The organism is Pseudomonas sp. St290 (genome assembly GCF_018325805.1).
GTDB lineage: Bacteria > Pseudomonadota > Gammaproteobacteria > Pseudomonadales > Pseudomonadaceae > Aquipseudomonas > Aquipseudomonas bijieensis.
This window is the reverse complement of the sequence record NZ_AP014703.1, coordinates 485,947-508,208: the sequence shown is the minus strand read 5'-3', so window position 1 is coordinate 508,208 and position 22,262 is coordinate 485,947. Positions and strand designations below refer to the sequence as shown.

The window sequence follows — 22,262 nt, the reverse complement described above, 5'->3', positions numbered from 1 at the left end:
TGCCCCCTGCGCAGTCAAAGCGTGTCAGCCAGGTACGCCAGCAGCGTGCGATACATCTGATCGACCTCCGGCACCAGACTCCGACCGCGCAGGCAACCATGGACCAACCCTTCGCAGACATACAACACGGCATCCACCCCTGCGGCGTTCAGCCGCTCGCTGTAAAGGACGCCATCGTCACGCAGCGGGTCCCACTGCGCCACGACGATCAACGCCGGCGGCAGCCCGCTCAGGTCATCGGCGAGCAATGGCATGGCGCCGGGCGACGGTGCGAGGCCGCCCAGGTAAAGCGCGTGATAGCTGTCCAGGTCGCGGCTGCTCAACAGCGGCGCATTGGCATGTTCGCGGCGCGACGGCAGAGGCGCCGGGCCAGCGAGAGCCGGGTAGATCAACACCTGGGAACGGGGCAACGGTTGCCCGGCATCGCGCAAGGCCAGGCATAACGCAGCGGCGAGATTGCCTCCAGCACTGTCACCGGCCACCAGCCGGCGACGCGGGTCGATGGCAAAGGGGGCGGCTGCCAGATGGCGCCACACGGCGAGGCAATCGTCCAAGCCTGCCGGAAACGGATGCTCTGGCGCCAGCCGATAATCCACGACCACCACCAACGCGCCCAGGGCGGCAGCCAGTTCCATACAGATGAAGTCATGGGAGTCCAGGTCTCCCACCACCCAACCACCGCCGTGCAAATAGAGGATGCACGGCCAGCCTGCGGGCGGCGCTGCACGCCGTGGGTGATAAGCACGTACGCCCACACCGGCCCACTCGAAATCCTCGATGGCCAGCGTTGGCGGATATGGAGGGGTGAACGCCCGGCACATCTGACTGTAGGCCTGGCGCAAACCGGCGAGGCTGTCGTCCGGGCTGGTGAAGCTCAGGGTTTTGTCGATGAAGGCGGACATCTGTTCAGAGAGTGGATATGAGGCCATGAAGAACACCACCTATTGAAATGTGGGAGCAAGGCTTGCCCGCGATGGCAGCGGTACATCCAATAGTTATGTCGACTGATACATCGCTATCGCGGGCAAGCCTTGCTCCCACAGATAAGTCACTCCACCACAGATGAATCACCCCGCCACAGCCAGGTAGGTCAATTCTTGAGACTGGCCTGCACCGCCGCCACGCCATCCTTGCCGTCGAAGCTGGTGACACCGGCCAGCCAGCGCTGAAGATCCTCGGGATGATCGCGCAGCCATTGCCGGGCGACGTCCTGGGGTGTCTTGCGCTCCATGATCGGCACCATCAACTGGCTTTCCTGGGCGGCGGTGAAGGTCAGGTTCTCCAGCAGGCGATTCACATTCGGGCAGCGTTGGGCGTAGTCCGGCGCAGTCACGGTGGAGACGGTCGCCGCGCCCTCGTTCGGGCCGTAGACGTCCTCACTGCCGGTCAGGTAGGTGATGTTCATGTTGATGTTCATCGGGTGCGGGGTCCAGCCGACGAAGACCACGAACTCCTTGCGATTCACCGCCCGTTGCACCGCGGCCAGCATGCCCGCCTCGCCGGATTCGATCAGCTTGAAGTCCTTGAGGCCGAAGTGGTTGGTTTCGATCATGGTCTTGATAGTGGTGTTGGCTCCACTGCCCGGCTCGATGCCGTAGATCTTGCCACCCAACTGATCCTTGAACCGGGCGATGTCGGCAAAGGTCTTGAGCCCCGCCGCCGCCACATAGTCGGGTACCGCCAGGGTGGCTTGGGCATCGGCCAGGCTCGGTTTGTCCAACACCTTCACCTGGTTGGCCGCCAGGAACGGGGCGATGTTCTTGTCCATCGCCGGTTTCCAGTAGCCCAGGAAGATATCGAGGCGCTTGTCGCGGATGCCGGCGAAGATGATCTGTTGCACGGCGCTGGTCTGCTTGCTTTCGTAGCCCAGGCCCGTGAGCAGTACATCGGCCATGCCGCTGGTGGCGATCACGTCGGTCCAGTTGACCACGCCCATGCGCACGGCCTGGCACGACGCCGGCTCGGCGGCCATGGCCCCGCCGCTCAGGATGGCGGTACCGCAGAGGATCGACAGACAGCGTTTGAACAGTCTTTTCATCGGGAAGGTCTCGTGCGGCAGCGATTATTGTAGGTCGGTATCTTGGTGCACCGTGACCGGAACATTACGCAGCGTCGAGGGGCTGAAGATGAACTGTGGCGACGCGGTTTTGCACGGTGGCGACCGTTCCCCTCCGAGGTTCAAGGACAACACAACCCTGTGGCGAGGGGATCTGTGGGAGCAAGGCTTGCCCGCGATGAAGACACCGCGGTTCCCCTGAAACCGAGGCGCCTGTATCGCGAGCAAGCTTTGCTCCCACAGATGACTCCCCTCGCCACAGAGGAATCGCGCAGGTGTTTATTTTTTGTAAGCCTGCTGCCCCCACGCCAGCAAACCTTCCAGCAATTGCTTGAGCACCACCTGGGTCGGTTCCGCCAAGTCCGCGCGGTAGTTGAACGGTTCGAACTCTTCCATGTAGGTGCTCTGGCACAGCTCCAGTTGCACCGCGTGGATGTCTTCGGTCGGGTTGCCATAGTGCCGGGTGATGTGTCCGCCCTTGAATCGCCCGTTGAGCACATGAGTGAATTGATCGTGGCGGGCACAGATGGCTTCGAGCTGGCTGGCCAGGGTCGGGTCGCAACTGGCACCGTTGAACGTGCCGAGGTTGAAGTCCGGCAGCTTGCCGTCGAACAGATGCGGGATCACCGAGCGGATCGAATGGGCATCGAACAGCAAGGCATAGCCGAATTCGGCCTTGAGCCGCGCCAGTTCCTGCTGCAGCGCCTGGTGATAAGGCATCCAGACCTGTTGCAGATAAGTCGCCCGCTCCTCGGCCGACGGCTCCAAGCCTTCGCGAAACAATGGCACGCCATCGAACAACGTCGCCGGGTACAAACCGGTGGTGGCGCCAACGTACATCGGCTTGTCATCGGAGGGTCGGTTCAGGTCGATGACGAACCGCGAGTACTCCGCGGCCAGGGTGCTGGCGCCCAGCTCGGCGGCAAATTCGTAGAGCCTTGGGATGTGCCAGTCGGTATCCGGCAGGCTTTGCGCCTCGGGGATCAACCCGGCCTGTACCGCCGGGGTCAGGCGCAGGCCGGCGTGGGGCATGCTGATCAACAGCGGCACGCGCCCTTGCTTGAAATTCAGGACCTTCTCCACAACCGTTCTCCTCAATCGATTTCAACGCCGTGACGCACGACGCGCTTTTCCAGATCGCCACCAAGCCAGTACGCCAGGTCGGCCGGGCGGTCGATGTGCCAGGCGACAAAATCCGCCGCCTTGCCGGCTTCCAGCGAACCATGGGTGTCCGCCATGCCCAAGGCCTGGGCGGCATGAATGGTCACCCCGGCCAGGGCTTCTTCCGGGGTCATGCGAAAACAGGTGCAGGCCATGTTCAACATCAAGCGCAGCGACAGCGCCGGCGAGGTGCCGGGGTTGAGGTCGCTGGCCACGGCGATCTTCACGCCGTGCTTGCGCAGGGCGTCCATGGGCGGCAGCTGGGTTTCGCGCAGGAAATAAAACGCCCCCGGCAGCAGCACCGCCACCGTGCCGGCCTCGGCCATGGCCTTGGCATCGTCTTCGGTCATGAACTCCAGGTGATCGGCCGACAGCGCCTGGTAACGCGCCGCCAGGCTTGAACCGTGCAGGGACGACAATTGCTCGGCGTGCAGCTTCACGGGCAGCCCCAGTTGCTGCGCTGCGATAAACACCCGCTCGACTTGCGCTGGGGAAAACGCCAGGTATTCGCAGAAGGCATCCACCGCATCCACCAAGCCTTCGGCTGCCAGGGCCGGCAGCATCTCGGTGCAGATGTGCTCGATGTAGTCATCGGCGCGATCTTTGTATTCCGGTGGCAAGGCGTGGGCCGCCAGACAGGTGCTGCGCACGCTGACCGGCAGTTCGGCACCGAGACGGCGGATGACCCGCAGGATCTTGCGTTCGCTGGCCAGGTCCAGGCCGTAGCCGGATTTGATTTCCACCGTGGTCACGCCGTCGCGCATCAAGCTTTGCAGGCGCTTGGCGGCACTGGCGAACAACTCTTCTTCGCCGGCGGCGCGAGTGGCGCGCACGGTGCTGGCGATGCCACCGCCGGCCGCCGCGATTTCGGCGTAGCTGACACCTTGCAGGCGCTGTTCGAATTCACCACTGCGGTTACCACCAAACACTGTGTGGGTGTGGCAGTCGATCAGCCCCGGGGTGACCCAGGCGCCCTTGAGATCGTTGACCGCCGGGTAGTCACCCGTCGGCAATTCGGCACGCGGGCCGATCCATTGGATGTGCCCGCCCTGGGTGACGATGGCGGCGTCTTCGATGATCGAGTAGACGCCCTGGGCCATGGTCGCGGCGTGGCAGTTTTGCCAGAGGGTTTTCATCCCGAGTTTCCTCGTCTCATTCAAAATCGATTCGCGAGCAGGCTCGCTCCCACAAGGATTGCGCTGAACCTTGTGGGAGCGAGCCTGCTCGCGATGAGGCCCTTACAGGCTCGGCAGCAATTGCGCCGTGACCAGTTCATTCAGGCAACGACTGGCCAACAACTCGCTCGCCGCGTTGATGTCCGGCGCAAAGAACCGGTCCTTCTCATAAAACGGCACTTGCGCGCGCAACAGGCTGCGAGCCTGTTCCAGCTTCGCCGAGGTCTTCAAACCACCGCGCAGGTCCAGCCCCTGGCAAGCCGCCAGCCATTCCACCGCCAGAATCCCACGGGTGTTCTCGGCCATTTCCCACAAGCGCTTGCCAGCGGCCGGGGCCATGGAGACGTGGTCTTCCTGGTTGGCCGAGGTCGGCAGGCTGTCTACCGAATGAGGATGGGACAGCGCCTTGTTTTCACTGGCCAGGGCGGCAGCGGTGACCTGGGCGATCATGAAGCCCGAGTTCACCCCACCATTGGCCACCAGGAACGGCGGCAGTTGCGACATGTGCTTGTCCATCATCAACGAAATACGCCGCTCGCTCAGGGAGCCGATTTCGGCGATCGCCAAGGCCATGTTGTCGGCAGCCATCGCCACCGGTTCGGCGTGGAAGTTGCCACCGGAAATCACGTCACCCTCGGCGGCGAACACCAGCGGGTTGTCCGACACCGCGTTGGCCTCGATCACCAGCACTTCGGCGGCCTGGCGGAACTGGGTCAGGCAGGCGCCCATCACTTGCGGCTGACAGCGCAGGGAGTAGGGGTCCTGGACCTTGTCGCAGTTCTGGTGCGAATCGGAGACTTCGCTACGTTCGCCCAACAGGTCGCGGTAGGCAGCGGCGGCATCGATCTGGCCTTTCTGGCCGCGGGCGGCATGGATGCGCGCGTCGAATGGCGAACGCGAGCCGAGCACCGCTTCCACCGTCAAGCTACCCAGGGCCAGGGCACCGGCGAACAGGTCTTCGCCTTCGAACAGGCCACGCAGGGCAAACGCGGTGGATACCTGAGTGCCGTTGAGCAGCGCCAGGCCTTCTTTCGCCGCCAGGGTCAGCGGCGCAAGGCCGGCCACTTTCAGCGCTTCGACAGCCGGCAGCCATTCGCCCTTGTAGCGGGCCTTACCCTCGCCCAGCAACACCAGGGACATGTGGGCCAGCGGTGCCAGGTCGCCGGAAGCGCCGACCGAGCCTTTCAGCGGAATGTGCGGATAGACCTCGGCATTGATCAGCGCAATCAGCGCATCGATCACCTGCCGGCGGATCCCGGAAAAGCCCCGGCTGAGGCTGTTGACCTTGAGCACCATGACCAGCCGAACCAACGCATCGCTGATCGGCTCGCCCACCCCGGCGGCATGGGACAGCACCAGGGAGCGCTGCAGGTTTTCCAGGTCTTCGCTGGCGATGCGGGTCGAGGCCAGCAAGCCGAAACCGGTGTTGATGCCGTAGGCGGTGCGGTTCTCGGCCAGGATCTGTTCAACGCAGGCGACACTGGCTTCGATCTGCGCCGACGCGCTGGCGTCGAGGCTCAGGGTCACGGGTTGCTGATAGATGTCACGCAATTGAGCCAGGCTCAATTGGCCGGGAATCAGGTTTAAGGCAGTCATGTATTGCTCCTTTTGAGAGTTTTGTTTTCACCCGCCAGTCGCTCCGGAATGTTCCGTTATCCGTCACCCTCGCCTTTTGGGCGATGGGTGCCTTGGCACGCTGGCGGTTTTTGATCAGTTCAAATTCGGTAAAGCGTTGTGCAGCACGGCTGGATCTTTAAGCAGCGCGGCGGCGCTGGCGATGTCCGGCGCCAGCCAGCGGTCCTGGTCGTAGGCCGGGACATGCTCGCGCAGCAGTTTCCACGCAACGTCGGTGCCGGCACCGAAGCGTTGCGTCTTGAGAAATTCAAAGGCCTGGGCCGCCAGCAGGTATTCGATGGCGAGGATCTGCGTGCAGTTTTCCAACGCCCGATGCAGCTTCAGGGCGGCGTTGGTCCCCATGCTCAAGTGGTCCTCTTGCAGCCCTGAAGTGACGAAGTTGTCGAGCACCGCCGGTTGCGCCAGTTGCTTGTTCTCGGCGCACAGCGACGCGGCGACGTATTGCACGATCATCATCCCCGAATTCACCCCGGGGTTGGCCACCAGGAATGCCGGCAGACCGCTGACATGGGGGTTGATCAAACGGTCGAGGCGGCGCTCGGCGATGGAGCCGATTTCGGCCATGGCAATCGCCAGCAGATCCGCCGCCAACGCCACCGACTGGCCGTGGGGGTTGGCCTGGGACATGACGCGGAAGTTTTCCGGCGTGCCCAGCAGCAGCGGGTTATCGGTGGTGGCGTTGAGTTCGGTTTCGATCTGTTTACGGGCATGCTCCAACTGATCGCGAGCGGCTCCGTGCACTTGGGGAATCGAGCGGATACTCAAGGCGTCCTGGGTGCGAATGCCCAGGCTCGCGGCGATGACTTCGCTGCCGTCGAGCAAGGCCCGCAAGTTGCCCCCGACTTGCTGCATGCCCGGGTGCGGCTTGAGGGCGATGATCTCGGCATCGAACGCTGCGATCTGCCCGCGCTGGGCCTCGAAGCTCATGGCACCGATCACATCGGCCCATTGCAGCAGGCGCGTCGCATCGGCGAGAGCCAGGCAGCTCAGACCGGTCATGCACGGTGTGCCGTTGACCAGGCACAAACCGTCCTTGGCCCCCAGTTGCACCGGTTGCAGGCCTTCGGCAGCCAGGGCCTGTTGCGCCGGGACTGTTTGCCCGCGATAGCTGACATTGCCCACGCCCAGCAGCGCGATGCTGATGTGGGCCATGTGGGTCAGGTAGCCCACCGAACCTTGGGAGGGCACTTGCGGTGTGATGCCACGATTGAGCAACGCCAGCAGCGCTTCGACCACCCGACGATGAATGCCGGACTTGCCCTGGCTGTAGTTGAGGATGGCGGCGCAGAGAATCGCCCGGGTCTGCTCATCGGAAAGCGGCGCGCCGACACCACAGGCATGGCTGAGCAGGGTGTTGCGTGACAGTTGGCTGAGTTGTTCGTCCTTGAGCGAGACATTGCACAAGGCTCCCAGGCCGGTGTTGACGCCGTAGGCACGCTCACCGCTTTCGACGATGCGCTGGACAATGGCCTGGGCATTGTCGATCCGTGCCCAGGCCTGGGCCGACAGCTCGAGCACAGCGCCGAAGCGGGCGACGGCGACCACGTCCTGCCAGCGCAACGGAGCGCCGGTGATTACGATTTTTTCAGCCTGGGACATCTTCAACCTCGTGCGCATATAAGTTGCCAAAAAATTTGTGGCGAGGGGCGGATATCTGTGGGAGCAAGGCTTGCCCGCGATAAAAACAACGCGGTCTCTCTGGAACCGAGGCGCCTGTATCGCGAGCAAGCTTTGCTCCCACAGATAAATCCCCTCGCCACAACTGCGTCCTACCTCAAACCACCGCCGCACGCCGCTGCACGAACCGATCGACATACTCATCCGCCGGCGAGTGCAGGATCTCGCGGGGCGTGCCGACCTGAATCAGCTTGCCGTCCTTGAGGATCGCGATGCGGTTGCCGATGCGCACGGCCTCGTCGAGGTCGTGGGTGATGAACACGATGGTCTTGTGCAGGGTCTTTTGCAGCTCCAGCAACTGGTCCTGCATTTCCGCGCGGATCAGCGGGTCGAGGGCGCTGAAGGCTTCGTCCATCAGGATGATGTCGGTGTCCGCCGCCAAGGCACGGGCCAGGCCCACGCGCTGGCGCATGCCGCCTGAGAGCTGGTGCGGGTACTTGTTCTCATAGCCCTTCAGGCCCACGGTGTTGATCCAGTGCAGCGCTCGCTCAGCGCACACCTGCTTGCTCTCGCCGCGCACTTTCAAGCCGTAGGCGACGTTGTCCAGCACGCTCTTGTGGGGCAGCAGGCCGAAGCTCTGGAACACCATACTGATCTTGTGCCGGCGAAACTCGCGCAGGGCGTCCATGTCCAGTTGCAGGATGTCTTCACCGTCTACCAGGATCGCCCCACTGGTAGGATCGATCAGCCGGTTGAAGTGCCGCACCAACGTGGACTTGCCGGAGCCGGACAGGCCCATGATCACGAAGATCTCACCGGTGCCGATACTCAGCGATAAGTCGTTCACGCCGACCACGCAACCGGTTTCGGCCAGTACCTGGTCCTTGGTCTTGTTCTGGCGGATCAGCTCCAGGGCTTCCTTGGAGCGATTGCCGAAAATCTTGAAGACGTTCTTGACTTCGATCTTGCTGATGGCTGCGTTGCTCATTTGCTCACCTCGTGCCGAGGACGACCATAGGCCTGGGTAATGCGGTCGATGACCACGGCGAGAATCACGATGGCCAGCCCCGCTTCGAGGCCGCGTCCGACGTTGAGGGTCTGGATGCCCACCAGCACGTCTTCACCCAGGCCTCGGGCGCCGATCATCGAAGCGATGACGACCATCGACAGGGCCATCATGGTGGTCTGGTTGATCCCGGCCATGATGCTCGGCAGGGCCAGGGGCAGTTGCACGCCGAACAGCTGTTGCCAGCGATTGGCGCCAAACGCGTTGATGGCTTCCATCACTTCGCCGTCCACTTGGCGAATGCCCAGGTCGGTCAGGCGAATCAATGGCGGCGCGGCATAGATCACCGTGGCGAAAATCGCCGGGACCTTGCCCAGGCCGAACAGCATCAACACCGGAATCAGGTACACGAAGCTCGGCATGGTCTGCATGATGTCCAGCAGCGGCATCAGCACCGAACGCAGGCGATTGCTGCGCGCCGAGAGGATGCCCAGCGGGATGCCGATCAACACCGAGATCAGCGTCGCCACCAGCATCAGGGCGAGGGTCTGCATCAGTTTGTCCCACAGGCCCACCGCCCCCACCAGGAACAACAGGCCGACGATGACCGCCGTGGCCACGACCTTGCGGGTGGCGTGCCAGGCAACGCCGCCGACGATGGCCAGCATCAGCCACCAGGGCGCCATGCGCAGCAGGCCTTCGAGGTTGACGATGGCCCACAGCAGGGTGTCGGAGATGTGCCGGAACACATCGCCATAGTTGGTCACCAGGGAGTCAACCCAACCGTTGACCCAGTCGGCGATGGAGAAGGTAAAGCTTTCGGGAAACATAAGAGACTCTCGATCAAGTGGATGCGGTGAACGTCCCGGCCAGCCCTACGACTGGCCGGGGGTATTCGACCTACAGAGCCGCGTCGATTTTCTTGGCAGCGTCTTCGCTTACCCAGGCGTGCCAGACTTCAGGATGTTCCTTCAGGAAGATCTTCGCCAGTTTTGGCGACTCGATCCGCTCCTTGGCCATGCGTCCGAGGTTCTGGTTCAGGATGTCGATGGGCAGGTTGACCTTTTCCAGCACGGCCACCAGTTCCGGTGCTTCGTCATGGAAGGTCTTGGACAGGCCGACCTTGATGCTCACGCTCTTATCCACGCCCGGTTTTTCTTCCAGTTTCACCAGATCCACCTGGCCCATCAGCGGCGTTGGCGACCAGTAGTAGAACAGGATCGGTTCGCCACGCTTGTAGCTCGACAGCACGGCCGCATCCAGCGCCGGGCCAGTGCCGGGGCGGAAGTTGGTGTAGGTTTTTTCCAGGCCATAGCTTTTCAGCATTTCGCTGTTGTCCAGCTCACAGGTCCAGCCGGCCGGGCAGTTGTAGAAACGGCCCTTGGACGGTTCTTCCGGATCCTTGAACACGGCGGCGTACTGCCCCAGGTCGGCGATGTTCTTCAGGCCTGGCGCCTTGGCTTCGAGCTTGCGCTTGGCATCGCCTTCCACCACGTAGCGCGGCACGTACCAACCTTCGATGGCGCCTACGACCGGGGCACCGACACCGACCACTTTGCCGGCCTTCTCGGCCTTGTTCCAGACTTCGCTGCGGCCGACCCACTCTTCGGCAAACACCTGGATGTCGTTGCTGCTCAGGGCGTTTTCCATGGTGATGGAGTTGCCTGGCAGGCTGTCGGTCTTGCAGTCGTAGCCTTTTTCCAGCACCACTTGCAGGACGTCGGTCAGCAGCATGCCACTTTCCCAGTTCAGGCCGGCGAACTTCACCGGTTTGCCCGACTCGCACCAACCCGCCGCTTGCGTGGCGCCGGCACTGGCCAGCAGGCCCATGGAAAGCAATGTGGTCAGCAGGGTCTTGTTCGATTTCATTGTGTGACGCTCCTAATCAGTGAATTGGCTTACGGCAGTCAAGAGGCATCCAGCCCTGTCAACGTCCCATCAGACCGCTTGAACGCGGCCCGCCCTGCTCGGTTGTGCGTCAACCGTGTCCTGCTCGACCGGCAGGATCAATTGATCGGGTACAGCGCTGTGCCACTTCTTGGCGGCGAGGTAATACAGCACCGCCGGGACCACCAGACCGATGATCCAGGAAATATCCACACCCCCCATCGCTCCCACCAGCGGACCGGTATAGAACTTGGTGGCAATGAACGGCAATTGAATCAGTACACCTACCGCATAGATGCTGATACCGAGGGCGTTCCAGCGACCGTAGCGACCGTTCGGGTCAGCCAGTGCCGGCACGTCATAGCGCTCGCGAGTGATGCAGTAGTAGTCCACCAGGTTGATCGCGCTCCACGGCGTAAAGAACGCCAGCAAGAACAGGATGAAGGACTTGAACGCACCGAGGAACGAGTGCTGGCCGAGCAGCGCGATCAGGGTCGCGGCGCCGACGATGACCAGCACGAAGACCAGGCGTTGCAAGCGTGTGACGTGCAGGTGGCCACGAAAACCGCTGATGATGGTGGCAATGCACATGAAGCTGCCGTAGGAGTTCAGCGTGGAGATGGTGACCTTGCCGAACGCGATGCTGAAGTACAGCAGCGCAGCGGTGGCGCCGGTCCCGCCCAGGCCAACGATGTAGGCCACTTCGTGACCTGCGAACTGCCCGTTGGCCGAGGCGGCGGCAAATACGCCGAGGATCATCGCCACCTGTGCGCCGATGACTGAACCGGCGCCTGCGGCAAAAAAGGTTTTCACCGAGGACGTCTTGCTCGGCAGGTAACGCGAATAGTCCGCCACGTAGGGGCCGAAGGCGATCTGCCAGGATGCCGCAAGCGACACCGCCAGCAGGAAGCTGCTCCAGCTGAAATGGCGGATTTGCAGGAGTGCGCCAACGTCTGTCTGGCTCATCAGGCGAGCGAACAGGTAAACAAAGGCAATCACGCCAAGGATGCTGGCGACACGGCCAATGAAGTGAATCACCCGATAACCGAGCACCGTGACCAGCACGATGACACTGGCGAAAATGAGGATGCCGACACTGTCGCTGACGCCGAACAACTGGCCCAGCGCCTGGCCGGAAAGCACGGTTCCGGTTGCGGTGAAACCCAGGTACATCAGGCACACCAGCACGATCGGGATGGCCGCGCCGTAGACACCGAACTGCACCCGGCTGGAGATCATCTGCGGCAGGCCAAGCTTGGGTCCTTGTGCGGCATGCAACGCCATCACGCCACCGCCGAGCAGTTGGCCGATCAGCAAACCGATCAACGACCAGAACACGTCACCGCCCAGCACCACCGCCAATGCGCCGGTGACAATGGCAGTGATTTGCAGGTTAGCCCCCATCCAGAGAGTGAACTGGCTCAACAACCGACCGTGCCGCTCCGCTTCCGGGATGTAGTCGATCGAACGTTTCTCGATCAACGGCTTGCTGCTTGCGCGTGTGCTACTGACAGCCATGGTTCAACCTCTGGTGGATTGTTCTGGAATTCATTGGCGCTGCAATTTCCATGTGGGAGCGAGCCTGCTCGCGATTGCGATCTATCAGCCGACACCTGAATTGAATGTGCTGACGTCATCGCGAGCAGGCTCGCTCCTACAGGGGAATTTGCATTATTTGCCGGTGATCATCGGCAGGTTCAGCCCCTGTTCTTTCGCGCAGTCGATAGCGATCTGGTAACCGGCATCGGCATGGCGCATCACCCCGGTACCCGGGTCGTTATGCAGCACACGAGCAATGCGCTCGGCCGCTTCGTCGGTACCGTCGCAGACGATCACCATGCCCGAATGCTGGGAGAAGCCCATGCCGACGCCGCCACCGTGGTGCAGCGAAACCCAGGTCGCGCCGCTGGCGGTGTTGAGCAAGGCGTTGAGCAGCGGCCAGTCGGAGACCGCGTCGGAACCGTCCTGCATGGATTCGGTTTCACGGTTGGGGCTGGCCACGGAACCGGAGTCCAGGTGGTCGCGACCAATCACGATAGGGGCCGACAATTCGCCGCTGCGCACCATTTCGTTGAAGGCCAAGCCCAACTTGGCGCGCTGGCCCAGGCCAACCCAGCAGATACGTGCCGGCAAGCCCTGGAAGCTGATGCGCTCGCGGGCCATGTCCAGCCAGTTGTGCAAATGAGCGTCGTCGGGGATCAGTTCCTTGACCTTGGCGTCGGTCTTGTAGATGTCCTGCGGGTCACCCGACAGCGCGGCCCAGCGGAACGGACCAATGCCCCGGCAGAACAGCGGACGGATATACGCCGGGACGAAGCCTGGGAAGTCGAAGGCATTTTCAACGCCCTCTTCCTGGGCCATCTGGCGGATGTTGTTGCCGTAGTCGAAGGTCGGCACGCCCATTTTCTGGAAGGCCAGCATGGCTTTGACGTGGACGGCCATCGATTGCTTGGCGGCCTTCACCACGGCGGCGGGTTCGGTCTTGGCGCGGGCGCGGTATTCGTCCCAGGTCCAGCCGGCAGGCAGGTAGCCGTTGAGTGGGTCGTGGGCGCTGGTCTGGTCGGTGACCATGTCCGGGCGCACGCCACGACGGACCATTTCCGGCAGGATTTCAGCGGCGTTCCCACACAGCGCGATGGAAATCGCCTTGCCTTCGGCGGTGTATTTCTCGATACGGGCCAGGGCGTCGTCGAGGTCTTTGGCCTGCTCGTCGACGTAACGGGTCTTGAGGCGGAAATCGATGCTGACCTGCTGGCATTCGATGTTCAGCGAGCACGCACCGGCCAGGGTCGCGGCCAATGGTTGTGCGCCGCCCATGCCGCCCAGGCCGGCGGTGAGAACCCAACGGCCCTTGAGGTTGGAGTCGTAGTGCTGGCGACCGGCCTCGACGAAGGTTTCGTAGGTGCCCTGGACGATGCCCTGGCTGCCGATGTAGATCCAGCTGCCGGCAGTCATCTGGCCGTACATGGCCAGGCCCTTGGCGTCGAGTTCGTTGAAGTGTTCCCAACTGGCCCAGTGCGGCACCAGGTTGGAGTTGGCGATCAGGACGCGAGGCGCATTGCTGTGGGTCTTGAACACGCCCACCGGCTTGCCGGATTGCACCAGCAGGGTTTCGTCGTCGTTCAGGTTGGTCAGGCTTTCGACGATCTTGTCGTAGCACTCCCAGTTGCGCGCCGCGCGGCCGATGCCACCGTAGACCACCAGTTCCTTGGGGTTCTCGGCCACTTCCGGGTCGAGGTTGTTCATCAACATACGCAGCGGCGCTTCAGTCAGCCAGCTCTTGGCGGTCAGCGTGTTACCGCGAGGCGCGCGGATTTCAACGTCACGGTATTTTTCGGGTTTGCGGGTAGCGTCGGTCACAGCAAAAACTCCTCAGCGATCAATCCAGACCAGCCCGGGCAGTGGGCAGCGATTTCTACGAACGTTGCGTTGAATATCGGTGACTCATACGCATACGTCTTTACTTGTATGTACAAGCATATGCAATCAAGCGGCCAACTTGTTGGAGGCGGTGTTCAGGAACGGTCGGGGAATTGGCTGAAAGCCTTGTGACTTAAGGGCTGCTGAGCTGCATGAAATTTTTTAAGAGGGTTTTCGAGGGGAAAATCGGCGAGGCACAAAAGCGTGGTATTGCGCCACGCTGGGGCATTCGGTAACAAGTTGGTGCGTACAGAAACAGCAGGCTGGTACCTTGTGGCGAGGGGATTTATCTGTGGGAGCAAGGCTTGCCCGCGACGCAGGCGACTCGATTTTCTGGCAGACCGCATCGCCTGCATCGCGGGCAAGCCTTGCTCCCACAGGGTACTCAAGAAGCTGAAATTAGTGGGCCGTCAACTCGATCACGCAGCACTGGCCGTGACTGGAGATGTCCAGCAGCCCGGTGTTACCGCTCAATTGCAGGCAGTCGTAGAGGCCCAGGTTGATGGCGGACTCGCCAATCTTGATCGCCAATCCCGGGGCCGCGCTGAATACCAGCACCGTCCCTGCCTCGCTGAAAAACCGCTGTTGGCCCCCCATCCACTGCAACCGCGCGCGGTAACGCTGCGGTGCATAGATCAGGTTGAAGTCACGGATCGGTCCACCCAGCAACGTGCAAAAGACATGACTTTCGCCGCTGAACGCAAAGGGGTCCAGCGGATGCAATGGCCGCGTAACCTGGCCATCGACGTTCAGTGTCATGCCGTCACCCTGCAAGACGCTGATGATCCGCTCGTAACCGGTGAATGTAGAAAAACCGCCCGACTCAGCGATATCGGCAATCGACAGACGCCAGCCAAAACCCTCCAGGCCGGTTCCGGCATCGCGAGTGATTTCCTCGGTGCTGCCGCCGCCGTTTTTCCATGGCATGCGTGGATAATCCGCAGCGCGTAAAACCTTCAAGTCACTCATTTATGAAACCGTCCTTCCAGACTATGACGCGAGCCTGGATGGATCAGGCGTGCGGCGGTCACCGGCTGGCGTCCGGACCAGGTACGACGGCGGATCAACAGGCACGGCTCGCCCCTTTCGATCTGCAGCAGCTTGCATTCGCTCGGCTCGGCCAGGATCGCCTCGACCACATGCTCGCCCTCGGTCAGCGGTGCGACCTGGTTCAGATAGGCGTAGGGCGTTTGTACGGTGAAATCCTGCTTGAGGTAGTCCGGCGCCACCAATGCGTTGACGAAACGGTCCTCGATTTGCACGGGAATGTCGTTCTCGAAATGCACGATCAGCGAATGGAAGACCTTCTGGCCTTCACGCATGTCCAGGGCCAGCGCACGCTCGGAACCGGCCGCCTCTTCTTCGAGGGTGATGACCTTGCAGGTGTGGCGATGACCACGGGAGGCGATTTCGTCGGCGATGTTATGCACTTCGAACAGCGCGGACTGGCTCTTGGGCTCGGCCACGAACGTGCCGACGCCCTGCATGCGCACCAACAGGCCATCAGCGGTCATTTCCCGCAGGGCACGGTTGATGGTCATGCGGCTGAAACCCAACTGGCTGACCAGTTCGCTTTCCGACGGCACACGGTAGTGCGGCGGCCAGTTTCCACTGTCGATCTGCTGGGTGATCATCTGTTTGACGCGGGCGTACAAGGGCGCCGGACTGTCACCCATGTTTGCGGCCAGCGGCGGTTTGGCAGGCGGAGTCGGCACGGCGGTTCCCTGTTCTGCGGATAAGGTTGCTAGCTTGCCGGAGTTTACCGGCCAGGCAAACGTCTGTATATGTATATACAAATTATGCACAATGAGGTTGAACCATGTCCGCCTTCTTTGCCGAACGCGCGCTGCTGCCTAATGGATGGGCCAATGATGTACGTCTTGAGGTCGACGCCGAGGGCGTGCTGACCCATATCCGGGCCGGCTCCCATGCAGACGGTGCCGAACGGCTGGGTGGTCCGCTGTTGCCGGGCATGCCGAACCTGCACTCCCACGCCTTCCAACGGGCCATGGCCGGGCTGGCGGAAGTGGCCGGCAATCCCAACGACAGTTTCTGGACCTGGCGCGACTTGATGTATCGCCTCGTCGGAAAAATCAGCCCCGATCAACTCGGCATCATCGCCCGCCAGCTGTACATCGAAATGCTCAAGGCCGGCTACACCTCGGTCGCCGAATTCCACTATGTGCACCACGACACCGACGGCACGCCCTACGCCGACCCGGCGGAGCTGGCCTTGCGCGTCAGCCACGCCGCCAGCGCCGCCGGCATAGGCCTGACGCTGCTGCCGGTGCTCTACAGTCATTCCGGTTTTGGCGGCCAGGCGCCCAATGATGGGCAGCGTCGGTTCATCAACAGCAGCGAAAACTACCTGAAGCTTCAGTCACGCTTGCAGCCGGTCCTGGCCGGACAACCGTCCCAGACCCTGGGTTTGTGCTTCCACTCGTTGCGCGCCGTGACACCCGGGCAGATCCAGGATGTGCTGGCCGCCAGCGACCGTGAGTGCCCGGTGCATATCCACATCGCCGAGCAGCAGAAGGAAGTCGACGACTGCCTGAGCTGGAGCGGCGCCCGCCCGCTGCAATGGCTGTACGAAAACACCGAAGTCGACCAACGCTGGTGCCTGGTCCACGCCACCCATGCCAACGCCGAGGAAGTCAGCCTCATGGCCAAGAGTCGGGCGATTGCCGGCCTGTGCCTGACCACCGAAGCCAACCTGGGGGACGGGATTTTCCCCGCCGTGGATTTCCTCGCCCAGGGTGGGCGCCTGGGTATCGGTTCCGACAGTCATGTGTCGTTGAGCGTGGTGGAAGAACTGCGCTGGCTGGAATACGGCCAGCGCCTGCGGGACCAACGGCGTAACCGTTTGTATCGCGCGGATCAGCCGATGGTCGGCCGCACGCTGTTTGACGCGGCGCTGGAAGGCGGTGCCCAGGCCCTGGGGCAACCGGTGGGCGCCCTGGCAATCGGCAAGCGCGCCGACTGGCTGGTGCTCGATGGCAACGACCCGTACCTGGCCACGACCCAGGGCGACGGGATCCTCAATCGCTGGCTGTTTGCCGGCGGGGATCGTCAGGTGCGCGATGTGATGGTCGGCGGCCAATGGGTCGTGCGCGATGGGCGTCATGCCGGCGAAGAGGAAAGCGCCCGGGCGTTTACCCAGGTGCTGCGCGAACTGCTGGGCTAACGCGGATAAAAATGTGGGAGCGGGCTTGCTCGCGAATGCGGTGTGACAGCCGACATCTATGTGTCTGATACACCGTATTCGCGAGCAAGCCCGCTCCCACATTGTGGTCCCAGGCGTCGATCAATCCGAAGTCTTGGCCATCTGCCGATCCGACGCTCGCCAGATCAACCGTGTCGTGTCGTAGCCCTGCTGGCGCGCGATGCTCAGCAGTTCCTCGCGCACGACGCTATTGACGGTCGGCGTACGGGACAGCAGCCACATGTAGCGACGGCTCGGGTCGCCAACGATAGCGGTCTTATAGTCATCGCTGACGTACAACACCCAGTATTGCCCTTTCGCCACGCCCGGCACGATCCGCGAAAACCAGTTGTCGAATTCGACCCAGAGCTTGTCGGTCTTGCCCGGCACCTGGGGCGTGGCAGTGCCCCTGGCTTCTTCCCACTGCCAGTCCGAGGTCAGGCAGCGATTGAGCACACCCATGTTGCCGTCTGGCTTGAGGGTGTAGTGAGCTTCCGATTGCGCGCAATTGCGCTGGAAATACATGGGCAGGCGGGCCAACTCATACCAGGTCCCTTGGTAACGCTTGAGATTGACGCTGTTGACCGTCTTGGGTGCCAACGGATCTTCGCCAGAAGTGGCACAGCCAGCCAAAACCAGGCCAGCCAAAAGCACAAAAACTAACCGCATCATTATTTTTCTCCCGTGGGCCCATGGCCCCGGTTTACTTCAGGCCTTGGCCGGAAAACATCAACACTTTGTCACCGGCGTACTGCACGCTGATAAAGCTTTTCTGGTCGCCCCAGGTGCAGCTGGACATGCCGAGCGCGCCTGAACAATCGGTCGGTTTCCCCAGCAACGTTTCGACTTCGGACTTGGGCATGCCAGCCGACAGTTTCGAGTAGTTTTCCTGGTTGACCTTGCTGCATGCGGTCAACACGACGCACATAAACAGCAGGGCGATAGATCGCAGCGACATGGTGTAACTCCTGAAGCGGAAGGGAGGTGGCAGGGTGCCAACCTGATCCTTAGAAGAGAAAACCCCTATCTGGTTCCCTGACGCCCCCAGTATTTATTGGCTGTACAGAGGTGTTTCATCGGTGAATCAATCGATTTGTGACAGCGTCGTACCTTTCGTCGGGATTGGGCCCTTGACGCCTGATGGGCCGGGCTTTTGCGCCGATAAAAAGTAACGGCGCAAAATCCTGCGTTATGGCAAATTGACAGTCCGTCCTGACTCATCCCCCCGCGGTAGTGTTATTAATGACCAGAAACATGAAATTCAGCCATAAAATCCTGTTGGCTGCCGCCCTTGTGGTGGCCATTGCTTTCGCCTGTTTCATCCTGTTCAACGACTATCGTCAACGCCAGAGCCTGCACGCCAGCACCGAGACTTCCATGCAGGAACTCGGCAGCCTGACCAGCCGTAACATCCAGACGTGGGTCGAAGGTCGCATCCAGTTGCTGCAATCGCTGGCCCAGCAGATCGCCGTGGATGGCAGCGGCGCCGACAGCCTCAAGCGCGCCGTGGGCTTGCCGGCCTACACCAGCAACTTCCAGCTCAGCTATTTTGGCGGCACCGACGGTGTGATGTTCTCGGTACCGGCCGGCAATCGTGCCGCCGATTACGACCCCCGCGCCCGTGGCTGGTACAAGGCCGCCAACAGCGCACAACAAACCATCGTCACCGAACCCTATATCGCCGCTTCGTCGGGCAAGCTGGTGATCACCGTCGCCACTCCGGTGCAGCACCAGAACCAGATGATCGGCGTGGCCGGTGCGGACATCGACCTGTCCAGCATCAGCGCCATCATCAACTCGCTGAACTTCGGCGGCCACGGCCACGCGTTCATCGTCAGCGCCGACGGCAAGATCCTGATCCACCCCGACAGCAAGCGCGTGCTCAAGACCCTGGCCGAGGCCTACCCCAACGGCGCGCCGCAAATCAGCCCCGGCGTGAAAGAAGTCGACCTCGACGGCAAGACCCAGTTCATCTCCTTCACCCACGTCAACGGTGTGCCGGGCGCCGACTGGTACGTGGCGCTGGTGCTCGACAAGGACACCGCGCTGGCGATGCTCAGCGAGTTCCGTACTTCGGCACTGATCGCCATGGTCATTGCCGTGGTGTTCATCATCGCCCTGCTTGGCATGTTGATCCGCGTGCTGATGCAACCGCTGCTGACCATGGGCCGCGCGATGCATGACATCGCCGAGGGCGAAGGCGACCTGACCCGACGCCTGATCATCCACGGCCACGATGAATTCGGCGCCCTGGGGACTTCGTTCAACCGCTTTGTCGAGCGTATCCATACCTCGATCCGCGAAGTGGCCTCGGCCACCGGCCAAGTCAACGAAGTCGCCCTGCGTGTGGTCAGTGCGTCCAACTCGTCGATGTTCAACTCCGACCAGCAGGCTTCGCGCACCAGCAGCGTCGCCGCGGCCATCAACCAACTCGGTGCCGCCGCCCAGGAGATCGCCCAGAACGCCGCCCTCGCCTCGCAGCACTCCAGCGATGCCCGCAGCCTGGCCGAAGACGGCCAGCAAGTGGTGGATAAAACCATCGCCGCCATGCAGCAGTTGTCAGCCAAGATCAGCGATTCGTGCGGCAACATCGAAACCCTGAACAGCAACACGGTGAACATCGGCCAGATCCTGGAGGTGATCACCAGCATTTCCCAGCAGACCAACCTGCTCGCCCTGAACGCCGCCATCGAAGCCGCCCGGGCTGGTGAAGCCGGACGCGGCTTCGCGGTGGTCGCCGATGAAGTGCGCAACCTGGCCCACCGGACCCAGGACTCGGCGCAGCAAGTGCAGAAGATGATCGAGGAACTGCAAGTCGGCGCCCGGGAAGCGGTGCTGACCATGACCGACAGCCAGCGCCAGAGCGAAAGCAGCGTCGGCATCGCCAACCAGGCCGGCGAACGCCTGGGCAGCGTGACCCAGCGCATCGGTGAAATCGACGGCATGAACCAGTCCGTGGCCACCGCCACCGAAGAACAGACCGCCGTGGTGGAGTCGATCAATGTCGACATCACCGAGATCAACACCTTGAACCAGGAAGGCGTGGAAAACCTGCAGGCTACCTTGCGCGCCTGTGCCGACCTTGAACAGCAGGCGGCGCGGTTGAAGCAGTTGGTGGGAAGTTTCCGGATCTAGCCCTTTCAAGCGCCCTTTCGCGAGCAAGCCCGCTCCCACAGTTGACCGAGTTCCTTCAGGGAAACACGATCGACTGTGGGAGCGGGCTTGCTCGCGAAAGCGGCATCAGCCCCACAGCAAAAATCAGAACCTGGACCCAGGCCTGTTCAAGAACTCGACTTCCTCAGCCGTAGACTCGCGCCCCAACACCGCATTGCGATGAGGAAAGCGTCCAAACCGGGCAATGATCTTCTGATGCCGTTCGGCATAATCCAGGTTGTCTTCAAACACCGCCCGCTGCGCCTCAGGCTGCTCCCGCACCAGATCGATAAACCGTGACACGGCTTCGTTCTGCACTGCGAGGTTTTCGCAGTGTTCCAGTACCAGGTAGATGAACACGCGCTGGATCGGCTTGAGTTGCCGGTCAAAACCCGCCGCCAGGCCCTGGGCCACCAGCGCTTGGGCACGCAGGTCACCGGAAAAAGCCTTGGGAGTGTCGCGAAAGATCATTCGCGGGAGCTGATCGAGTAGCAGCACCAGGGCCAGCCAACCTTCCGGGCGTTGCGCCCAGTCGGTCAATCCACCGGCCAGTGCCTGCTCGACCAGATCGCCGAAGCGCTCACGCGCCTGGCGATCATGACCTTTGCCAAACCACAGCTTGCCCTTGTCAGCCGATATTTCGTCTAGCGTGTCGGCTGAGCCAAACCACCAATCGAGCAACGACTGCCAGGGCTCGGCCATGCCTTATTCCTTGTGGTAGGCCGTGACGCGGGCGACTTCTTCCTTCGAACCGAGGAACACCGCCACACGCTCGTGCAGGCCTTCAGGCTGGATGTCGAGGATACGCTGGTGACCGTTGGTAGAAGCGCCACCCGCCTGCTCCACCAGGAACGACATCGGGTTGGCTTCGTACATCAGGCGCAGCTTGCCCGGCTTGGACGGCTCACGGCTGTCGCGCGGGTACATGAACAGACCGCCACGGGTCAGGATCCGGTGCACATCGGCAACCATCGCGGCAACCCAACGCATGTTGTAGTTCTTCTTCAGCGGGCCTTCCTCGCCTGCCAGCAACTCTTCAACGTAGCGTTTTACCGGAGCTTCCCAGTGACGCTGGTTGGACATGTTGATGGCGAATTCCTGGGTGGTTTCAGGAATGGTGATGTCTTCGTGGGTCAGGACGAAGCTGCCCATCTCGCGGTCCAGGGTGAAGCCCTTGACGCCGTCGCCCAGGGTCAGCACCAGCATGGTCTGCGGGCCGTAGATGGCATAACCGGCGGCGACCTGCTGGGTGCCTGGTTGCAGGAAGGCCTTTTCATTCAGGGCTTCGTTCTGGCTCAGGTATTCGTTCGGGCAACGCAGTACCGAGAAGATGGTGCCGACCGGGGCGTTGATGTCGATGTTCGACGAACCGTCCAGTGGGTCGAACACCAGCAGGTAGGCACCCTTGGGGTATTTGCCCGGGATCTGGTAGGCATTGTCCATTTCCTCGGACGCCATGCCGGCCAGGTGACCGCCCCATTCGTTGGCTTCGAGCAGGATTTCGTTGGACAGCACGTCGAGCTTCTTCTGCACTTCGCCCTGTACGTTTTCAGTGCCCATGCTGCCCAGGACACCACCCAGCGCGCCTTTGGAGACGGCATGGCTGATCTCCTTGCACGCACGCGCCACCACTTCGATCAAAAAGCGCAGATCGGCAGGGGTGTTGTTGCTGCGGGTCTGCTCAATCAAATAGCGACTCAAGGTAACGCGGGACATGGACGGCTCCGAAGAATAGGGGGCGGAAAAACCAGCGCAGTTTAGCGCGAGTCGGGACTTAATTCCTCCTATGAGACGGGATATGGAGGATTGAGTTCACGGGCTGGCGCCTCGCTTGGGTATTTCTGTTGATTGAGAGGACGCTATCGCGAGCAGGCTCGCTCCCACATTTGATCTTCTGCGGACACAATTTTGTATACGACATGAATCCAGTGTGGGAGCGAGCCTGCTCGC

The 22,262-nt window shown here is 61.8% G+C and carries 19 protein-coding genes; 2 read left to right on the top strand and 17 right to left on the bottom strand.

The genetic code is table 11. The features are described 5' to 3' along the window. Positions 1-14 precede the first annotated feature (14 nt). From PBDP_RS02160 to hutC, 13 genes are all read right to left on the bottom strand, one after another. Positions 15-929: an alpha/beta hydrolase gene (locus PBDP_RS02160; protein ID WP_212801758.1), complete on the bottom strand. Its 915-nt coding sequence runs from the start codon at positions 927-929 to the stop codon at positions 15-17. A gap of 161 nt (positions 930-1,090) precedes the next feature. Then, entirely contained in the window at positions 1,091-2,038 is a 948-nt protein-coding gene (locus PBDP_RS02155) for a choline ABC transporter substrate-binding protein (RefSeq protein ID WP_163855683.1), read from the bottom strand. A gap of 297 nt (positions 2,039-2,335) precedes the next feature. Further along, positions 2,336-3,139, bottom strand: a complete 804-nt coding sequence (gene hutG / locus PBDP_RS02150; protein WP_212801757.1) for an N-formylglutamate deformylase — start codon at positions 3,137-3,139, stop codon at positions 2,336-2,338. Between the two features lie 11 nt (positions 3,140-3,150). Next, positions 3,151-4,353, bottom strand: coding sequence for an imidazolonepropionase (gene hutI, locus PBDP_RS02145; protein ID WP_212801756.1), 1,203 nt, complete (start codon positions 4,351-4,353; stop codon positions 3,151-3,153). Between the two features lie 102 nt (positions 4,354-4,455). Beyond that, positions 4,456-5,988: a histidine ammonia-lyase gene (hutH, locus tag PBDP_RS02140; protein WP_163855687.1), complete on the bottom strand. Its 1,533-nt coding sequence runs from the start codon at positions 5,986-5,988 to the stop codon at positions 4,456-4,458. A gap of 114 nt (positions 5,989-6,102) precedes the next feature. Next, the gene (gene hutH, locus PBDP_RS02135) at positions 6,103-7,626 is read right to left on the bottom strand and encodes a histidine ammonia-lyase (RefSeq protein WP_109752007.1); all 1,524 of its coding nucleotides are present in this window, start codon (positions 7,624-7,626) and stop codon (positions 6,103-6,105) included. Positions 7,627-7,801: 175 nt separating this feature from the next. Then, positions 7,802-8,632, bottom strand: a complete 831-nt coding sequence (locus PBDP_RS02130; protein ID WP_050586211.1) for a quaternary amine ABC transporter ATP-binding protein — start codon at positions 8,630-8,632, stop codon at positions 7,802-7,804. Next, entirely contained in the window at positions 8,629-9,480 is an 852-nt protein-coding gene (locus PBDP_RS02125) for an ABC transporter permease (protein WP_109752006.1), read from the bottom strand. Before PBDP_RS02125 ends, PBDP_RS02130 begins: the two co-directional genes overlap by 4 nt. 70 nt (positions 9,481-9,550) lie before the next feature. After that, positions 9,551-10,519 (bottom strand): ABC transporter substrate-binding protein, encoded by a 969-nt coding sequence (locus PBDP_RS02120; RefSeq protein ID WP_014336129.1) that lies wholly within the window; start codon positions 10,517-10,519, stop codon positions 9,551-9,553. Between the two features lie 69 nt (positions 10,520-10,588). Next, on the bottom strand, positions 10,589-12,055 hold the full coding sequence (locus tag PBDP_RS02115; RefSeq protein WP_109752005.1) for a purine-cytosine permease family protein: 1,467 nt from the start codon (positions 12,053-12,055) through the stop codon (positions 10,589-10,591). Positions 12,056-12,208: 153 nt separating this feature from the next. Continuing rightward, a complete protein-coding gene (gene hutU / locus PBDP_RS02110) occupies positions 12,209-13,897 on the bottom strand; it encodes a urocanate hydratase (protein WP_039592729.1) in 1,689 nt (562 codons plus the stop codon). A gap of 459 nt (positions 13,898-14,356) precedes the next feature. Then, positions 14,357-14,926 (bottom strand): HutD/Ves family protein, encoded by a 570-nt coding sequence (locus PBDP_RS02105; RefSeq protein WP_109752003.1) that lies wholly within the window; start codon positions 14,924-14,926, stop codon positions 14,357-14,359. Beyond that, entirely contained in the window at positions 14,923-15,633 is a 711-nt protein-coding gene (gene hutC, locus PBDP_RS02100; RefSeq protein ID WP_170845945.1) for a histidine utilization transcriptional repressor HutC, read from the bottom strand. The genes PBDP_RS02105 and hutC overlap by 4 nt, the downstream gene beginning before the upstream one ends. Positions 15,634-15,776: 143 nt before the next feature. Here hutC and PBDP_RS02095 point away from each other — a divergent pair, with 143 nt between their 5' ends. Next, entirely contained in the window at positions 15,777-17,141 is a 1,365-nt protein-coding gene (locus PBDP_RS02095) for a formimidoylglutamate deiminase (protein WP_212801755.1), read from the top strand. A 120-nt stretch (positions 17,142-17,261) separates the two neighbouring features. On the opposite strand, the gene PBDP_RS02090 is transcribed toward PBDP_RS02095, so the two are convergent. Together PBDP_RS02090 and PBDP_RS02085 are read right to left on the bottom strand one after the other, a co-directional pair. After that, positions 17,262-17,831: a lipocalin family protein gene (locus PBDP_RS02090; RefSeq protein ID WP_109752001.1), complete on the bottom strand. Its 570-nt coding sequence runs from the start codon at positions 17,829-17,831 to the stop codon at positions 17,262-17,264. A 31-nt stretch (positions 17,832-17,862) separates the two neighbouring features. Next, positions 17,863-18,117, bottom strand: a complete 255-nt coding sequence (locus PBDP_RS02085; RefSeq protein WP_018608002.1) for a lipoprotein — start codon at positions 18,115-18,117, stop codon at positions 17,863-17,865. A gap of 284 nt (positions 18,118-18,401) precedes the next feature. On the opposite strand from PBDP_RS02085, the gene PBDP_RS02080 reads away from it, so the two are divergent. Next, a complete protein-coding gene (locus tag PBDP_RS02080; RefSeq protein ID WP_204334266.1) occupies positions 18,402-20,294 on the top strand; it encodes a methyl-accepting chemotaxis protein in 1,893 nt (630 codons plus the stop codon). A 123-nt stretch (positions 20,295-20,417) separates the two neighbouring features. Here PBDP_RS02080 and PBDP_RS02075 read toward each other — a convergent pair whose 3' ends face one another. Then, positions 20,418-21,014, bottom strand: a complete 597-nt coding sequence (locus tag PBDP_RS02075; protein ID WP_212801754.1) for a DUF924 family protein — start codon at positions 21,012-21,014, stop codon at positions 20,418-20,420. 3 nt (positions 21,015-21,017) lie between these two features. Beyond that, entirely contained in the window at positions 21,018-22,028 is a 1,011-nt protein-coding gene (locus PBDP_RS02070; protein ID WP_116833968.1) for a class 1 fructose-bisphosphatase, read from the bottom strand. Positions 22,029-22,262: the final 234 nt, after the last annotated feature.